Genomic DNA, 14,272 nt, shown 5'->3' with positions numbered 1-14,272 from the left:
CGGCATGCAGCCTGCCGCGCCACCGCGCGGGCCCCTGGTCCCCCTCGGCACGTTGCCGGGTCGGACCACGGGCGTGTCCCGCCGACGCCTCTACGCAGGACTGGGGCTGTGCCTGGTCGGCCTCCCGCTGCTGACGTGGGTGCTGGTCGGGCTGCGCGACTCCGTCCAGGGCGAGAGCGTGCTGCTGCTCTACCTGCTCGCGGTCGTCGTGGTGGCTGTCGTCGGCGGAGCGCTCCCGGGACTGCTCGCCGCGTTCGCCGGGTTCGTGCTGGCGAACTGGTTCCTGACCCCGCCGTACTACACGCTCACCGTCGACGAACCCGGAGCCCTGACCGACCTCCTGGTGTTCGTGCTCGCTGCCGCGCTCGTCAGCGTCACCGTCGAGGTCGGCGCGAGGAACCGGGCCAGCGCCGAGCGCAACCGGCTCCAGACCCACATGGTGGCCACCCTCAGCTCGGCGGAGATGCGCGGGGTCAGCGTCGAGCAGGTGCTCGAGCAGGTGCGGCGGGTCTACGGCATGCGCACCGTCACGCTCGCCCCGCACGCGGCAGCCCACGAGCCTGTGGTGACGGTCGGACCCGCCGCCCCCGACAGCGCCGCTCCCGACGGCGCCGCCACCGATGGCTCCCCCACGCTGACCGCACCGGCGACCGAGAACCTGACCCTGTTCGGCTACGGCGAGGCGGTGTTCGCCGAGGACCGCGTCCTGCTCAGCGCCCTGGCAGGCACCGCCGGCCGGGCCTGGGAGTCGGCCCGCCTGGCCAAGGAGGCGGCCCGGGCGGAACAGCTGGCCGAGACCGACAAGGTCCGGTCCGCCCTGTTGACCGCGGTGGGCCACGACCTGCGCACGCCACTGGCCGGCATCAAGGCGGCGGCGTCCGGACTGCGGCAACCGGACGTCACCTGGGGCCCCGGCGAGCAGGACGAGCTGCTGGGCACCATCGAGGACGGCGCCGACCGGCTCACCGAGCTCGTCGACAACCTCCTGGCCATGAGCCGCATCCAGGCCGGGGCGCTCTCGGTCCACACCACTCAGGTCGACGTCGACGAGGTGGCGTCCCGGGCCCTCCTCACCCTCGACGCCGCGGGTGTCGATCTCGTCGTGCCACCGGCGCTGCCCCCGGTGACGGCCGACGCCATACTCCTCGAGCGCGTGGTGGCCAACCTCGTGGCCAACGCCCTCCGCTTCAGCCCACCGGGCGAGCGAGTGACCATCACCGCCACCCACCCGGACGACGAGCTGGCCACGCTCGAGCTCGCCGTGACCGACCACGGACCCGGCGCCGACCCGCAACGATGGGAGGAGATGTTCGCCCCGTTCCAGCGACTCGGCGACACGACCCCTGGCGGCCTCGGCCTCGGGCTCGCCATCGCGCGCGGGCTCACTGAGGCCATGGGAGGCACCCTCACGCCCACAGCGACACCGGGCGGCGGCCTGACGATGACCGTGCGACTACCCACGGCTCCGGCATGACGAGCGTGCTCGTCGTCGAGGACGACCCGCAGCTGCTTCGTGCGCTCACCATCAACCTGCGTGCGCGCGGCTACGACGTCCGTGGGGTCGGCGACGGCACCACCGCGCTGTCGGCCGCTGCGGCCGAACTGCCCGACCTCGTCATCCTCGACCTCGGACTGCCGGACATGGACGGGGTGGAGGTCGTCGGTGGTCTCCGCGGGTGGACCGGGGTGCCGATCATCGTCCTCTCGGCCCGCGACGGGCAGCGCGACAAGGTCGCGGCCCTCGATGCCGGCGCCGACGACTACGTCACCAAGCCGTTCGGGATGGACGAGCTGCTCGCCAGGCTGCGCGCCAGCCTGCGACGGGCTGCGCCCGCCGAGGACCTGCCCACCGTCTCGGCCGGGGCGTTGGTGATCGACCGCCGCGCCAAGCGCGTCACCCGGTCCGGTGAGGAGGTGCGCCTGACCCCGACCGAGTGGCACCTGCTGGAGGTCCTCGTCCGGGACCCCGGCCGGCTGGTCTCCGGGCGCCAGCTCCTGCAGGAGGTGTGGGGACCCACCTACGGGCAGGAGACCAACTACCTCCGCGTGTACATGGCCACCCTGCGTCGCAAGCTGGAGGAAGTGCCCTCGCAGCCGCGCCACCTCATCACCGAACCCGGTCTCGGCTACCGCTTCGAGGTCTGATCAGCAGGGCGACGTCACGGTCGGGGGATGGTCTCGCCGGTCTTGTCGTCGACGTTGCCGGACCACAGCAGGTCGTAGACGCTGATCGAGGCATAGCCCCAGGCGCCGTACCGGATGCGATTGTTGGTGAACTCGACGCCGCTGATCGGGCCGCCCGAGAAGCGGCCGTCCGAGCGCAGGGTGTAGCCACCGCCCAGCAGCCGGTTCCCGTCCACGATGATGTCGCTGGCCGGGCCGGAGTAGTTGTTGATCATGACGGCCGCGGTCTGCGTCCAGCCGCGCAGGTCGATGGTGTTGTGGCGCACCACGATGTTGCTGCGGGCGCCGTCGATCTGGATGCCGTCGATGTGCGGACGGCCGACCGCGCCGAGGTCGTGGATCCACGAGTCCTGGATGACCGAGCCGCTCTCGGGCTGCAGGCCGTTCTCGACGCCCTTGATGTCGGCGCGGACCACGGTGGCGGGGCCCTCGATGCCGTTGGACCCCTCGGTGGCCTTGGTGCCGTCGATCTCGACATCCTCGATGCGGACGCCAATGACGCCGTCGGCGATCTTGAGCACGGTGAGCGAGTCGGACGTGATGCGGCTGCGCCGGATCACGACGCCATCGGAGTTGACCGTGACCCTGCCCTGGATGTCGAGGCCGTCGACGACCTGCCCGGGGGTGTTCAGGACGAGGCTGCCGGAGGCTGTCAGCGTGGTGCCCGCGGGGACGCCGGTGTTGCTCGCGTCGGGCCACGACGCTGTCGCCGTCGTGGTGGTCGTGGGAGGGAGGACGGTGGGCGGCGGGGTCGGTGCAGTGGTCGCCGCACAGCCGCCGAGCAGCACCAGGGCGGCGAGCGGGGCGAGGGCGGTGCCGATCTCCAAGGGGCGCTCCAGGGCGGGTCTGCGGGGCCGGACGGTGCTGTCGGGCCGGGCCGGTGGGACGACTGTGCGGCACATCTCTCGACCGCACCTCCCCCAGCAGGCGGACGGCCCGAGAGTGTTGCCATTGGGTGACATCACGGGACGGAGGTGTCAAGGAGCGCATTCCACCCGGTAGGTTCTCCGCATGACGGAGCCACTGGTCGTCCTCAAGGACGTCAACAAGCACTTCGGCGATCTGCACGTCCTCCAGGACATCAACCTGTCGATCGGCAAGGGTGAGGTCGTCGTCGTCATCGGTCCCTCGGGGTCCGGCAAGTCGACGCTGTGCCGCACCATCAACCGCCTCGAGACCTTCGAGTCCGGAGGCATCACCATCGACGGCAAGCCGCTGCCCGAGGAGGGCAAGGAGCTCGCCCGGCTGCGGGCCGACGTCGGCATGGTGTTCCAGTCGTTCAACCTGTTCGCGCACAAGACGATCCTCGACAACGTCACCCTCGGGCCGATCAAGGTCCGCAAGATGGCCAAGGCCGAGGCCGAGAAGCGCGCCACGGAGCTGCTGGAGCGCGTCGGCGTGGCCCACCAGGCACAGAAGTTCCCCGCCCAGCTCTCGGGCGGTCAGCAGCAGCGCGTGGCCATCGCGCGGTCCTTGGCGATGGACCCCAAGGTGATGCTGTTCGACGAGCCGACCTCGGCGCTCGACCCCGAGATGATCAACGAGGTCCTCGACGTCATGATCTCCCTCGCCAAGGAGGGCATGACCATGGTCGTCGTGACCCATGAGATGGGGTTCGCGCGCAAGGCGGCCAACCGGGTGATCTTCATGGACGGCGGGCAGATCGTGGAGGAGAACGACCCGGAGGGCTTCTTCACCGCACCCAAGTCCGATCGCGCCAAGGACTTCCTCGGCAAGATCCTCACGCACTGACCCTCACCACAACCAGGAGGAGCAACATGAAGGTTCGCAAGTTTGGCGCGATCACCGCCGCATCGGTGCTCGCACTCGGCCTCGCCGCATGTGGCGACAGCGCCAAGGACGGCGGCGCCAGCGGTGGCGGCGGCGGGGGCGAGAAGTTCAAGGTCGGCATCAAGTTCGACCAGCCCGGCCTCGGCCTCAAGGCCGGCGCGAAGTACACCGGCCTCGACGTCGACGTCGCGACATACATCGCCAAGGAGCTCGGTCACGACGCCGCAGACATCCAGTGGGTCCAGGCTCCGTCCGCGCAGCGCGAGACGCTGATCTCGACCGGTCAGGTCGACATGATCGCCGCGACCTACTCCATCACCGACAAGCGCAAGGCCACCGTGTCGTTCGGCGGTCCGTACTTCATCGCCGGACAGGACCTGCTCGTTCGGGCTGACGACTCGGCGATCACCGGGCCCGAGTCCCTCACCGGCAAGAAGCTGTGCTCGGTCAAGGGCTCGACCTCGGCGCAGAAGGTCAAGGAGCAGTACCCGGGTGTGCAGCTGCGCGAGTTCAGCACCTACTCCGAGTGCGTTGCGGCCCTGGTGTCCAAGAGTGTCGACGCCTTGACGACCGACAACACCATCCTCGCCGGCTACGCCTCCCAGGAGCAGTACAAGGGCAAGCTCAAGGTCGTGGGCAAGACCTTCTCCGAGGAGCGCTACGGCATCGGCATCAAGAAGGGCGACAAGGCCCTCTGCGAGAAGATCAACACGGCGATCGGCAAGATGATCTCCTCCGGCGACTGGCAGAAGGCCATCGACGCCAACCTCGGCCCGGCCGGGTTCAAGGTCGACACCACGAAGAACCCGCCCAAGCAGGACGCCTGCTCCTGACCCGTGTCACAACGCCCTCGGTGTGCCGCCCGCTCCCGGTAGCGGGCGGCATACCGAGGCTCTCCTCACGCACCGCACCGGAAGGGTCCCTGCATGGGTGACATCCTGAGCAACTACGACGTGCTCGGCGCGTTCTGGCTGACGATCAGGCTTGCGTTCTTCTCCGCTATCGGATCGCTGGTCCTCGGCACCATCGTGGCTGTCCTGAGGCTCTCGCCAGTGGCCACCTTGAGGCTGATCGGCACGTCATACGTCAATGTCTTCCGCAACACCCCGCTGACGCTCCTCATGGTGCTCAGCATCCTCGGCCTCTCCGGGATCATGGGGCTGCCGTTGTCGGACGACTTCGACCAGGACGCGATCCGCTGGGCCATCGTGATGCTGTCCGTCTACCACGGCGCCTTCGTCTGTGAGGCGTTGCGGAGCGGTGTGAACACGGTGCCGGCAGGTCAGGCCGAGGCAGCCCGGTCCATCGGTCTGACGTTCGGCCAGAGCATGCGTGAAGTGTTGCTGCCGCAGGCTTTCAGGGGCTCGATCGCCCCCCTGGGGTCCACCCTCATCGCCCTCATCAAGAACACCACGGTGGCGGCGGTCATCGGTACGGCCGAAGCCGCGGGCCTGATGCAGGAGATCATCGAGAACGAGACCGGCTCGATCGGGGTCTTCCTCATCTTCGCGGCGGGCTTCGTCATCCTCACGCTCCCGCTCGGCCTCCTCTTCACGGGCATGTCCCGGCGACTGGCGGTGAAGCGATGAGCGACTCACCGCTGTTCGACGCTCCAGGGCCACGCGCCCGACGCCGTCACGCGATCCTCACCGCCCTCGGAGTCGTCATCGCGGCTGCCGTGGTCTACGTGGTGCTGCGCAAGATGGCCGACGCCAACCAGCTCCAGGGCGGCATGTGGAAACCCTTCGTCGCGGACCGGTCGGTCTGGCGCGACTACCTGCTGCAGGGACTGTGGGGCACCCTCAAGGCGGCCGCCATCTCCATCGTCCTGGCCGGCGCCTTCGGCGTCGTCTTCGGCGTCGGGCGACTGTCGAGCATCGCTCCCGTGCGGTGGTTCTGCGGTGTCGTCGTCGAGTTCTTCCGCGCAGTGCCGGTGCTGCTCATGATGATCTTCGCCTACTTCGGCGTGTACGTCCGCACCGACTTCGTCTCGAGTGAGACCGCGCCGCTCGCCGCCGTGGTCACCGGGCTCACCCTCTACAACGGCTCCGTCATCGCCGAGCTGGTGCGCTCCGGTGTCTACTCGCTGCCGAAGGGGCAGTCAGAGGCCGGGTTGTCGATCGGCCTGACCGCGTCCCAGGTGCTGCGCTCGATCCAGCTGCCGCAGGCGCTGACCGCCATGCTTCCGGCGCTGATCGGCCAGTTCGTGACGATCCTCAAGGACTCGGCCCTGGGCTACCAGGTCACCTATCCCGAGCTCCTCAACTCGGCCAAGACCCTTGGCTCGAACTTCACGAACACGATCCCGGCCTACCTGGTCGCGGCCGTGCTCTTCATCGTCATCAACTACTCGCTGTCGCGGCTGGCGGTCTACGTCGAGCGCCGCCTGTCCCGGCGCGGCCGCACGACGCTCCACGAGGCGACTGCGCTACCGGCGGCCCCCGGCGAGGGCGTCCCTGCCTGACGCAGCCCGTGCAGGCACGACGAAGGCCCCGGACCTGTTGGTCTGGGGCCTCGTGGTGTGGTGCGCTCCCCCGGTTGGACTCGAACCAACAACCTGCCGATTAACAGTCGGCTGCTCTGCCAATTGAGCTACAGGGGAATGTCCGTCGGCGGTCGTCCGCGTTCGGCGCTGCGCAACCATAGCAAAGGATGCGCGGACTTCTGAAAACGGCTGGCGCCCCGTGTCGAGGGGGTGCCAGATCGCCACTTCAGGACGGTATGGCGGCGTTTTGCCACCCCTTCGAGGCGGACCCCCAGCGGCTCCAGCTCAGCCGAGGCCGACCTGCTCGCGCAGATAGGCGAGGGCCTGCTCGGTCGCCGCCACCAGGTCGGGGTCGTCGGCCCGGGCGCCGCGGCCCAGCACCACCTGCTCGACCAGCCCACCCCCACCGAGGTCCTGCCGGATCACGGCCCTGGCGCGACGCCGACCACCGAGGTCCACCAGCTGCGCGAGGACGACGCTGGCCTGGACCCGCTCGCGCACCGCCTCGGGCAGCAGGCTGCCGTCGCCCAGGGTCCACTGGCCCGGTCGCCCACCGTCCACGAAGGTGACGGTCAGCTGGGTCAGCTCCGCCGACCACGTGCCGGCATCCACCTCGTGCCACGCCCGCGCGAGCACGCGCTCGCCGGCCGCCGACACGGCATACAGGTGGTGGTTGGTGGCCACGACGTGGGTGTCACTGGCCTGTTCGACGGTCCAGGCCAGCACGCGCTCCCCCGACCCGAGCGCCAGGGCGCCGCGCACCGGCGCGGGCAGTTTGGGCGAGCGCCGCACGGAGAGGGCCATCAGCTGGCCCGGTCGCGCAGCTGGGCCAGCTCTCGCTGGAGGTCCTGCAGGTCGCTGGACAGCGAGCGCGACAGCGAGGGGTCGCTGTGGGGGTCCGCGGCCATCCGGCGCATGGCCGACATGGCGTCGGCGATCTTGCGGGTCAGCGAGACCTCCTGGACGCGAACCAGCAGGGCGTCGATGTACCGCCGCTCGGGCAGCCCGGTCGCCCGGTCGAAGCGGGTCGGCAGCGACGCGACGGCGAGCTCGGAGACCAGCCCCCGGACCGACATCGGAGCGTTGTCGGCCACCTTGGTGGCCCACGCCTGGGCACTCAGTCCTGGCTGCGGACCACCTGCGCCGCGAACGCCGTCGAACACGGCCCGGTGCGCCGGGGCGGTGAAGGCGTCGGGCCCGATTGCGTCGACCTGGGCGGGGTCGAAGCTGCCGGGGTACTGCAGGAGCGTCTGGAGCAGCTGGCGCTCGGCGAAGACGACGGGGTCGCGCAGGTCCGGGGCGGGCAGCGCGGCGCGCACCTCCTCGAGCGACGGCTCGGGCACGGAGTCGGCGTCCGGACGCGCCGGGCCGTCTGGCCGGGCCGCCGTCTCCTTGGCGTCCCGCTGCGCCATCCGCTGGGCGCGGGACACCTCGGCCTGGACCTGCTCGACCTCCACACCGATCCAGCCGGACACAGTGCGGATGTACTCGGGGCGCATCGAGCTGTCGCGGATGGAGTTCACGATCGGCGCCGCCGCGCGCATGGCCTGGACGCGGCCCTCGGCGGTCGACATGTCGAACCGGTTGATCGTCGTGCGCACCGCGAACTCGAACATCGGCACCGCGTCGTCGATGAGGTGCCGCACGGCGTCGTCACCCTGGGCGATCCGCAGCTCGCACGGGTCCATGCCGCCCTCAGCCACGGCCACGAACGACTGCGACGCCCACCGCTGGTCCTCGCCGAAGGCGCGCATCGCGGCCTTCTGGCCGGCGGCGTCCCCGTCGAAGGTGAAGACCACGCGAGCGGGCGCGAGGTCGGCCTCGTCGCGCATGATCCGGCGCAGCAGCTTGATGTGGTCGACGCCGAACGACGTGCCACAGGTGGCCACGGCACCCTCGATGCCGGCGAGGTGGCAGGCCATGACGTCGGTGTAGCCCTCGACGATGACGGCCTTCCGCTCGCCCGCGATCGACTTCTTGGCGGCGTCGAGCCCGTAGAGGACGGTCGACTTCTTGTAGATGGGCGTCTCGGAGGTGTTGAGGTACTTCGCGGCGATGCGGTCGTCGTCGAACAGCCGGCGGGCGCCGAAGCCGACCGTGTCGCCCGTGATGTCGCGGATCGGCCAGACGAGCCGGCCCCGGAAGCGGTCGTAGGTGCCGCGACTGCCCCGGCCGCAGAGGCCACCGAGGACCAGCTCGTCGTCGCTGAAGCCCTTGCTGCGCAGGTGGCGGGCGAGGTCCTCACCGCCACGCGGGGCGAAGCCGACGCCGAACCGCTTCGCGGCATCGCTGTCGAACCCCCGCTCGCGCAGGAAGTCACGCCCCGCCCTCGCCTCGGGCTGGTTGAGCAGGGCGTGCTGGTAGAACTCCTGGGCCACCCGGTGGGCCTCGACGAGCCGCGAACGCTTGCCGAGCGAGGACTCCCCGTCGCGGGGACGGCCGCCGCCCTCCTCGTAGTGCAGCTCCATGCCGAGCTTCTGGGCGAGGCGCTCCACCGACTCGGTGAAGGTCAGGTGCTCGACCTTCTGGATGAAGGAGATGACGTCGCCGCCCTCACCGCAGCCGAAGCAGTGCCAGGCGCCGACCGCGGGACGGATGTTGAACGAGGGGGTCTTCTCGTCGTGGAACGGGCAGAGGCCCTTCATGGAGCCGGGTCCGGCCGGGCGCAGGGTCACGTGCTCGCGCACCACGTCCTCGATGGACGACCGCTCCTTGACGAGCGCAACGTCCTCAGCCTTGATCCGACCCGCCACTGACCCTCCTGTTCGATGGCCGAGTCTAGGTGCTCCCCACCGGGCCACGACGGGCAACTCCCTGCCGCCACGTGGCTGACCGGCCGCTTCGAGGCCGATTTTCGAGGCCGGCCCCGCGGACAGTAAGGTAAGGCTTGCCTTTGCATCCAACCCCTGGAGACTCGCGTGATGCGCCGACGGACCGCCCTGCTCGCCCTGGCGACCACCGCCACCCTGGCCCTGTCGGCCTGTGGTGACGGCAGCCTCGAGGCCTCTGGCGACCTCGACCCCGACAAGCTGACGATCTACAGCGCGCAGCACGAGAACCTCACCCAAGCCTGGGCCGAGAAGTTCAAGGCGGACACCGGCGTCGACGTCCAGATCCGCTACGGCAACGACTCCTCGATGGGCAACCAGATCGTCCAGGAGGGTGCCAAGTCCCCCGCCGACGTGTTCCTCACCGAGAACTCCCCCGCGATGACGACGGTCCAGAACGCCGGCCTGCTGGCCACCGTCGATGCGACCACGCTCGGGCAGGTCGGTGCGGCCTACGCCCCCAGCAGCAAGCAGTGGGTCGGCATCGCCGCGCGTTCCACGGTCCTCGTCTACAACCCTGGCAAGATCACCGAGGCCGAGCTGCCGAAGTCGATCATGGACCTGCAGGACCCGAAGTGGAAGGACAAGTGGGGGGCGGCCGCCGGCGGTGCCGACTTCCAGGCCATCGTGAGCGCGATCCTCGCGACCCAGGGCGAGACGAAGACCGCCGCTTGGCTCAAGGGTCTCAAGGACGGCGCGCAGGTCTACCAGAACAACATCGCCGTCATGAAGGCCGTCAACGCCGGCCAGGTCCCGGTCGGGATCATGTACCACTACTACTGGTACCGCGACCAGGCGCTGACCAAGGCCGGCAGCAAGAACACCAAGCTGCTCTACTTTCGCCACCAGGACCCGGGCGCGTTCGTCAGCCTGTCCGGCGGCGGTGTCCTCAAGTCGAGCAAGCACGCGGCCAACGCCCAGAAGTTCCTCGCCTTCGTCACGTCCAAGGAGGGCCAGGAGATGCTCGCCACCAGTGACGCCAAGGAGTATGCCGTGGGCAACGGGGTCGCCTCCGACAAGGCCTTGGAGCCGCTCGCCTCGCTCGAAGCCCCGGCCGTCGACCCGTACACCCTCAACGGCCCCAAGGTCATCGAGCTGATGACGAAGGCTGGCATCCTCTAGGTGCCCACGCCCCGCCGAGCGGCCGTCGGCCCCACGCCCGCAGCAGTCGTCACGAGCAGCGTGCTCGTGGCGGCCCTGTGCGTGCTGCCGCTGGTCGTCGTCGGGGTCAAGGCGTTCGACCTCGGCTGGTCCCCGGCGTGGGACCTGCTCTGGCGGCCGCGCGTCGGCGAGCTGCTGCGCAACACCGGCTCGCTCGTCGTGCTCACGGTCGGCCTCACCACCGTCCTGGGCATCGGGACCGCCTGGCTGGTGGAGCGCACCTCCCTGCCCGGTGCGACGTACTGGCGCGTGCTCATGGTGTGCCCGCTGGCCGTGCCCGCGTTCGTCAACTCCTACGCGTGGGTGACGGTCCGCCCCGACCTGCAGGGCCTCGGCGGCGCCGTCCTGGTGACGACCCTGTCGTACTTCCCCTTCGTGTTCCTGCCCGTGGCAGCGGTCCTGCGCGGCCTCGACCAGAGCCTCGAGGACTCTGCGCGGTCGCTGGGGCTGGGGCCCTGGGCGTCCTTCGTCCGGGCCGTGTTGCCGCAGCTGCGGCCGGCGGCCCTCGGCGGCATGCTGCTCGTCGCGCTGCACCTCCTGTCGGAGTTCGGGGTGCTGGCGATGCTGCGCTTCCCGACCTTCACGACCGCCATCCTCGAGCAGTTCCAGGTGGCCTTCTCCAACTCGGCTGGCAGCGTGCTCGCCCTGGTGCTCATCGCCCTGTGCCTCGCCCTGCTCACCGCCGAGCTGCTGCTGCGCGGGACCCTGCGCCACGCCCGCCTGGGCCGGGGGGCCGCCAGACGGGCGCTGCCGGCACGGCTCGGTGCCTGGACCGTCCCGGCGCTGGCGGCGATGGCCGCCCTGACCGCCCTGTCACTCGGGGTGCCGCTCGGCAGCCTCGTCTACTGGTTCCGCGCGAGCAGCCTGGCCGACAGCGGCTTCCACCCGGCCGACCTCGTCTTGACGCTCTGGGGCACCCTCCGCCTGGCCTTCGCCGCCGGGGCCCTGACCGTGCTGGCGGCGTTCCCGGTCGCATGGCTCATCGCCCGCCGCCGCACCTGGCTGGCGGTGCTCGTCGAGCGGGCGACCTATGTCGCGTCCTCGCTGCCCGGAGTCGTCATCGCCCTGGCGCTCGTCACCCTGTCGGTCCGCTACGCCCGCCCGGTCTACCAGACGAGCATCGTCCTCGTCGCGGCATACGGGATCCTGTTCATCCCGCGGGCGATGGTGAGCATCCGCGCGGCCATCGCCCACGCCCCCGAGGAGCTCACGGACGCGGCACGCGCGCTCGGGGACGGCCCCCTGCGGGCGTTCGTCCGCGTGCTCGTCCCGCTCACGGCCCCGGGCGCGCTGGCGGGCTTCGCGATGGTGTTCATCGCGACGTCGACCGAGCTGACGGCGACGCTCCTGCTGGCGCCGACGGGTACGCAGACACTGGCGACGGCCTTCTGGAGCGCGAGTGAGAGCATCGACTACGCGGGTGCCGCTCCGTATGCCGCGGCGCTCGTGCTCGTGTCCGCCCCCCTGACCTTCCTGCTGCTGCGCCGACCCGACGAGGAGCCCGCCCTGTGACCACGCTGCGCATCTCCGGCGTCGCCGCGTCCTACGGCGGCGCACCCGTCCTGCACGGCCTGGACCTGGTCGTGCCGTCGGGGACGACGTCGGCCATCCTCGGCCCGTCGGGGTGTGGCAAGACCACGCTGCTGCGCGTGGTCGCGGGCTTCCAGCCCGCCGACGCCGGGAGCGTCCGGCTCGGTGACCAGACGGTGGTCGGCCCCGGGGTGTGGGTGGCCCCCGAGCGCCGTGGCATCGGCTACGTCGCGCAGGAGGGCAACCTGTTCCCGCACCTGTCGGTCGGGGCCAACGTCACCTACGGGCTGCCCCGCGCCGAGCGCCGGTCCGGCCGTGGCGTGGGCGACCTGCTCGAGCTCGTGGGCCTGTCCCCCGACCTCGCGACCCGACGTCCCGACCAGCTCTCCGGTGGTCAGCAGCAGCGGGTGGCGCTCGCCCGAGCGCTCGCCCGCCGCCCCTCGGTCGTGCTCCTCGACGAGCCGTTCTCCTCACTCGACGCCGGGCTGCGTGCGGCCACTCGCGAGGCTGTCGCCGACGCGCTCGCGAAGCAGGACGTGACCGTGGTGCTGGTGACGCACGATCAGGCCGAGGCCCTGTCCTTCGCCGACCAGGTGGCGATCATGCACGAGGGCAGGTTCTCGCAGGTGGGCCCGCCGGCCGAGGTCTACGGCACCCCCACCGACCGGCACTCGGCTGCCTTCCTCGGCGACGCGGTCTTCCTGCGTGGGACCGCCGACGGCACCTCGGTCGTCACGGCACTCGGCCGGCTGCCGGTGCACCAGCCCGCCCCTGCCGGGACCGTCGACGTGTTGCTGCGCCCCGAGCAGATCCAGCTGCGTGACATGGCCCCCGGCACTCCCTGCGCCGAGGTGCTGTCGACGACCTACTTCGGCCACGACGCCCTCGTGGCGCTGCGGCTCGAGGCCGACCACACCGTGGTGACCTCGCGCGTCCACGGGACGTCCGTGCCCCCGACCGGGTCGATCGTCGGGCTGTCCGTCGTCGGCGAGGCGCGTGCCTTCGAGCACTGAGGTCTGGTGGGCGTCCACTGATGTCGGGCACCATGCACCCATGCCCGCCCCTGCCGCACCCCAGCCGCTGGGGTGACCAGCGTGCCCAGCGACCCCAACATCCCGGACGCCTTCGACGTCTACACCGTCGTCGTGCTGCGCCGGCCGGCTGACGCTCCCGACCTCCCGGACGACGAGCTCGACGCCCTCCAAGCCGCCCACCTGGCGTACCGCGCCGGTCTGGCTCGCGAGGGGCTCCTGGTCGCCAACGGGCCCTTCGACGAGCAGAGCGACCCGTCATACCGCGGGATGTCGGTCTTCGCCTGCGACCCGGCCCGTGCGGCGCAGTTCTCCGACGCCGACCCGTCGGTCGTGGCCGGACGGCTCGCCTATGACGTGATGCAGTGGTGGGTCAGGGCAGGCTCGCTCGCGTTCCCGCTCGCGCGAGGGCCGGTCGGCGAGCGCCGCGCGATGCCCGACGACTGACGGCCTTGGTGGCAACTCCCGCTTGTCCACAGGGAGACTTGGGCCGCGCCGCTTGTCCACAGGCTGGGGCTCGGGGGTTGTCTTCGCTGGGTGGTTTGTGTCTGCGAAAGTCGTTGCGGTGCAACGGAACTCGCGTCGTGTGGTTGTTGGGGGCTGTCGGTGGTCTCTCATAGTGTTGTGGTCATGCAGGGGGATCTGACGTTGGAGCAGCGCCGCGACCGCGTCGCGGCTGCGCGTGAGGCCTTGGCCGGTCTGGACGGGTCCTTGTGGCAGGTGCCCAGTGGTGGCGGGCCCGAGGGTTTGGCCGGTTTGCTGAGCGAGGTCGACGCGTTGGGTGCGGCGTGTGATCTGGCGCGGGTGACGGTGACGGCCGAGGCGATGGACCGGGGCGAGACCTCCGGCGGKGCGGCGGCGWTGACGGTCACCCAGTGGGTGCGGTGTCACGCGCCGTCGACCAGGGCCGGTGGGGCGCGGCAGGTGGTGGAGCTGGCGGCGGCGTTCGGCAAGCCGGTCAACGCGCCGGTGCGGGCTGCCGTGGAGGCGGGGGTGTTGCCGGTGCGGTCCGCGGCSGCGGYCGTGGTCGAGGCCGACAAGCTGCGCCCGCTGCTGGCCGACGGGGCGGAGCCGGCCGTGCTGCGTGGCCTCATCGACCTCGCCGCCGCCGACGGTCCCCGCGCGTGCCGCCGTCTGCGGCCCGCGCTGCTGGCGAAGTACGGCCGGGACGGGCAGCTGCAGCTCGAGCAGGACGCCGCGGCCCGGTTCGTGAGCTTGTCGCAGCCGGTCGAGGACGGCACCGGGATCGCGGAGTACCGGCT

13 protein-coding genes, 1 tRNA gene and 1 pseudogene are annotated in these 14,272 nt (G+C 70.8%); 11 read left to right on the top strand and 4 right to left on the bottom strand.

Annotated elements, in window-relative coordinates; all coding sequences use genetic code 11:
* The first annotated feature begins 4 nt into the window (after positions 1-4).
* Both AC1DV7_RS04100 and AC1DV7_RS04095 read left to right on the top strand, forming a co-directional pair.
* A complete protein-coding gene (locus tag AC1DV7_RS04100) occupies positions 5-1,474 on the top strand; it encodes a sensor histidine kinase (RefSeq protein ID WP_477594862.1) in 1,470 nt (489 codons plus the stop codon).
* The gene (locus tag AC1DV7_RS04095; RefSeq protein WP_477594860.1) at positions 1,471-2,145 is read left to right on the top strand and encodes a response regulator; all 675 of its coding nucleotides are present in this window, start codon (positions 1,471-1,473) and stop codon (positions 2,143-2,145) included. Before AC1DV7_RS04100 ends, AC1DV7_RS04095 begins: the two co-directional genes overlap by 4 nt.
* 14 nt (positions 2,146-2,159) lie before the next feature.
* Here AC1DV7_RS04095 and AC1DV7_RS04090 read toward each other — a convergent pair whose 3' ends face one another.
* A complete protein-coding gene (locus tag AC1DV7_RS04090) occupies positions 2,160-3,011 on the bottom strand; it encodes a hypothetical protein (RefSeq protein WP_477594858.1) in 852 nt (283 codons plus the stop codon).
* A gap of 184 nt (positions 3,012-3,195) precedes the next feature.
* Here AC1DV7_RS04090 and AC1DV7_RS04085 point away from each other — a divergent pair, with 184 nt between their 5' ends.
* The 4 genes from AC1DV7_RS04085 (at position 3,196) to AC1DV7_RS04070 (ending at position 6,439) form a co-directional block, all read left to right on the top strand.
* Entirely contained in the window at positions 3,196-3,936 is a 741-nt protein-coding gene (locus AC1DV7_RS04085; RefSeq protein WP_477594856.1) for an amino acid ABC transporter ATP-binding protein, read from the top strand.
* A gap of 26 nt (positions 3,937-3,962) precedes the next feature.
* Positions 3,963-4,808, top strand: coding sequence for a glutamate ABC transporter substrate-binding protein (locus AC1DV7_RS04080; RefSeq protein ID WP_477594854.1), 846 nt, complete (start codon positions 3,963-3,965; stop codon positions 4,806-4,808).
* A gap of 93 nt (positions 4,809-4,901) precedes the next feature.
* Entirely contained in the window at positions 4,902-5,564 is a 663-nt protein-coding gene (locus tag AC1DV7_RS04075; RefSeq protein ID WP_477594852.1) for an amino acid ABC transporter permease, read from the top strand.
* The gene (locus AC1DV7_RS04070; RefSeq protein ID WP_477594850.1) at positions 5,561-6,439 is read left to right on the top strand and encodes an amino acid ABC transporter permease; all 879 of its coding nucleotides are present in this window, start codon (positions 5,561-5,563) and stop codon (positions 6,437-6,439) included. Before AC1DV7_RS04075 ends, AC1DV7_RS04070 begins: the two co-directional genes overlap by 4 nt.
* 65 nt (positions 6,440-6,504) lie before the next feature.
* On the opposite strand, the gene AC1DV7_RS04065 is transcribed toward AC1DV7_RS04070, so the two are convergent.
* The 3 genes from AC1DV7_RS04065 to dnaG all read right to left on the bottom strand — a co-directional run bounded on the left by AC1DV7_RS04065 (position 6,505) and on the right by dnaG (position 9,213).
* Positions 6,505-6,577 (bottom strand) — tRNA-Asn (locus AC1DV7_RS04065).
* A gap of 168 nt (positions 6,578-6,745) precedes the next feature.
* Positions 6,746-7,264, bottom strand: coding sequence for a hypothetical protein (locus tag AC1DV7_RS04060; protein WP_477594848.1), 519 nt, complete (start codon positions 7,262-7,264; stop codon positions 6,746-6,748).
* Complete coding sequence (gene dnaG, locus AC1DV7_RS04055) at positions 7,264-9,213, bottom strand: DNA primase (protein WP_477594846.1); 1,950 nt, start codon at positions 9,211-9,213, stop codon at positions 7,264-7,266. The genes AC1DV7_RS04060 and dnaG overlap by 1 nt, the downstream gene beginning before the upstream one ends.
* A 168-nt stretch (positions 9,214-9,381) precedes the next feature.
* Here dnaG and AC1DV7_RS04050 point away from each other — a divergent pair, with 168 nt between their 5' ends.
* From AC1DV7_RS04050 to AC1DV7_RS04030, 5 genes and pseudogenes are all read left to right on the top strand, one after another.
* The gene (locus tag AC1DV7_RS04050) at positions 9,382-10,410 is read left to right on the top strand and encodes an iron ABC transporter substrate-binding protein (protein ID WP_477594844.1); all 1,029 of its coding nucleotides are present in this window, start codon (positions 9,382-9,384) and stop codon (positions 10,408-10,410) included.
* Positions 10,411-11,961: an ABC transporter permease gene (locus tag AC1DV7_RS04045; protein WP_477594842.1), complete on the top strand. Its 1,551-nt coding sequence runs from the start codon at positions 10,411-10,413 to the stop codon at positions 11,959-11,961. It abuts the gene before it with no gap.
* Positions 11,958-12,992 (top strand): ABC transporter ATP-binding protein, encoded by a 1,035-nt coding sequence (locus tag AC1DV7_RS04040; RefSeq protein ID WP_477594840.1) that lies wholly within the window; start codon positions 11,958-11,960, stop codon positions 12,990-12,992. The genes AC1DV7_RS04045 and AC1DV7_RS04040 overlap by 4 nt, the downstream gene beginning before the upstream one ends.
* Positions 12,993-13,073: 81 nt before the next feature.
* On the top strand, positions 13,074-13,457 hold the full coding sequence (locus tag AC1DV7_RS04035; protein WP_477594838.1) for a YciI family protein: 384 nt from the start codon (positions 13,074-13,076) through the stop codon (positions 13,455-13,457).
* 183 nt (positions 13,458-13,640) lie between these two features.
* Positions 13,641-14,272: pseudogene (locus AC1DV7_RS04030) on the top strand (hypothetical protein); the annotation flags it as partial.

Source organism: Pedococcus sp. P2_E4, from assembly GCF_056403935.1.
This window is presented reverse-complemented; position numbering and strand designations above follow the sequence as displayed.

Bases quoted from the DNA above. Each gene is read 5' to 3' on its own strand.
- AC1DV7_RS04100 (WP_477594862.1), top strand. From the start codon at position 5: ATGCAGCCTGCCGCGCCACCGCGCGGGCCCCTGGTCCCCCTCGGCACG.
- AC1DV7_RS04095 (WP_477594860.1), top strand. From the start codon at position 1,471: ATGACGAGCGTGCTCGTCGTCGAGGACGACCCGCAGCTGCTTCGTGCG.
- AC1DV7_RS04085 (WP_477594856.1), top strand. From the start codon at position 3,196: ATGACGGAGCCACTGGTCGTCCTCAAGGACGTCAACAAGCACTTCGGC.
- AC1DV7_RS04080 (WP_477594854.1), top strand. From the start codon at position 3,963: ATGAAGGTTCGCAAGTTTGGCGCGATCACCGCCGCATCGGTGCTCGCA.
- AC1DV7_RS04075 (WP_477594852.1), top strand. From the start codon at position 4,902: ATGGGTGACATCCTGAGCAACTACGACGTGCTCGGCGCGTTCTGGCTG.
- AC1DV7_RS04070 (WP_477594850.1), top strand. From the start codon at position 5,561: ATGAGCGACTCACCGCTGTTCGACGCTCCAGGGCCACGCGCCCGACGC.
- AC1DV7_RS04060 (WP_477594848.1), bottom strand. From the start codon at position 7,264: ATGGCCCTCTCCGTGCGGCGCTCGCCCAAACTGCCCGCGCCGGTGCGC.
- AC1DV7_RS04050 (WP_477594844.1), top strand. From the start codon at position 9,382: ATGCGCCGACGGACCGCCCTGCTCGCCCTGGCGACCACCGCCACCCTG.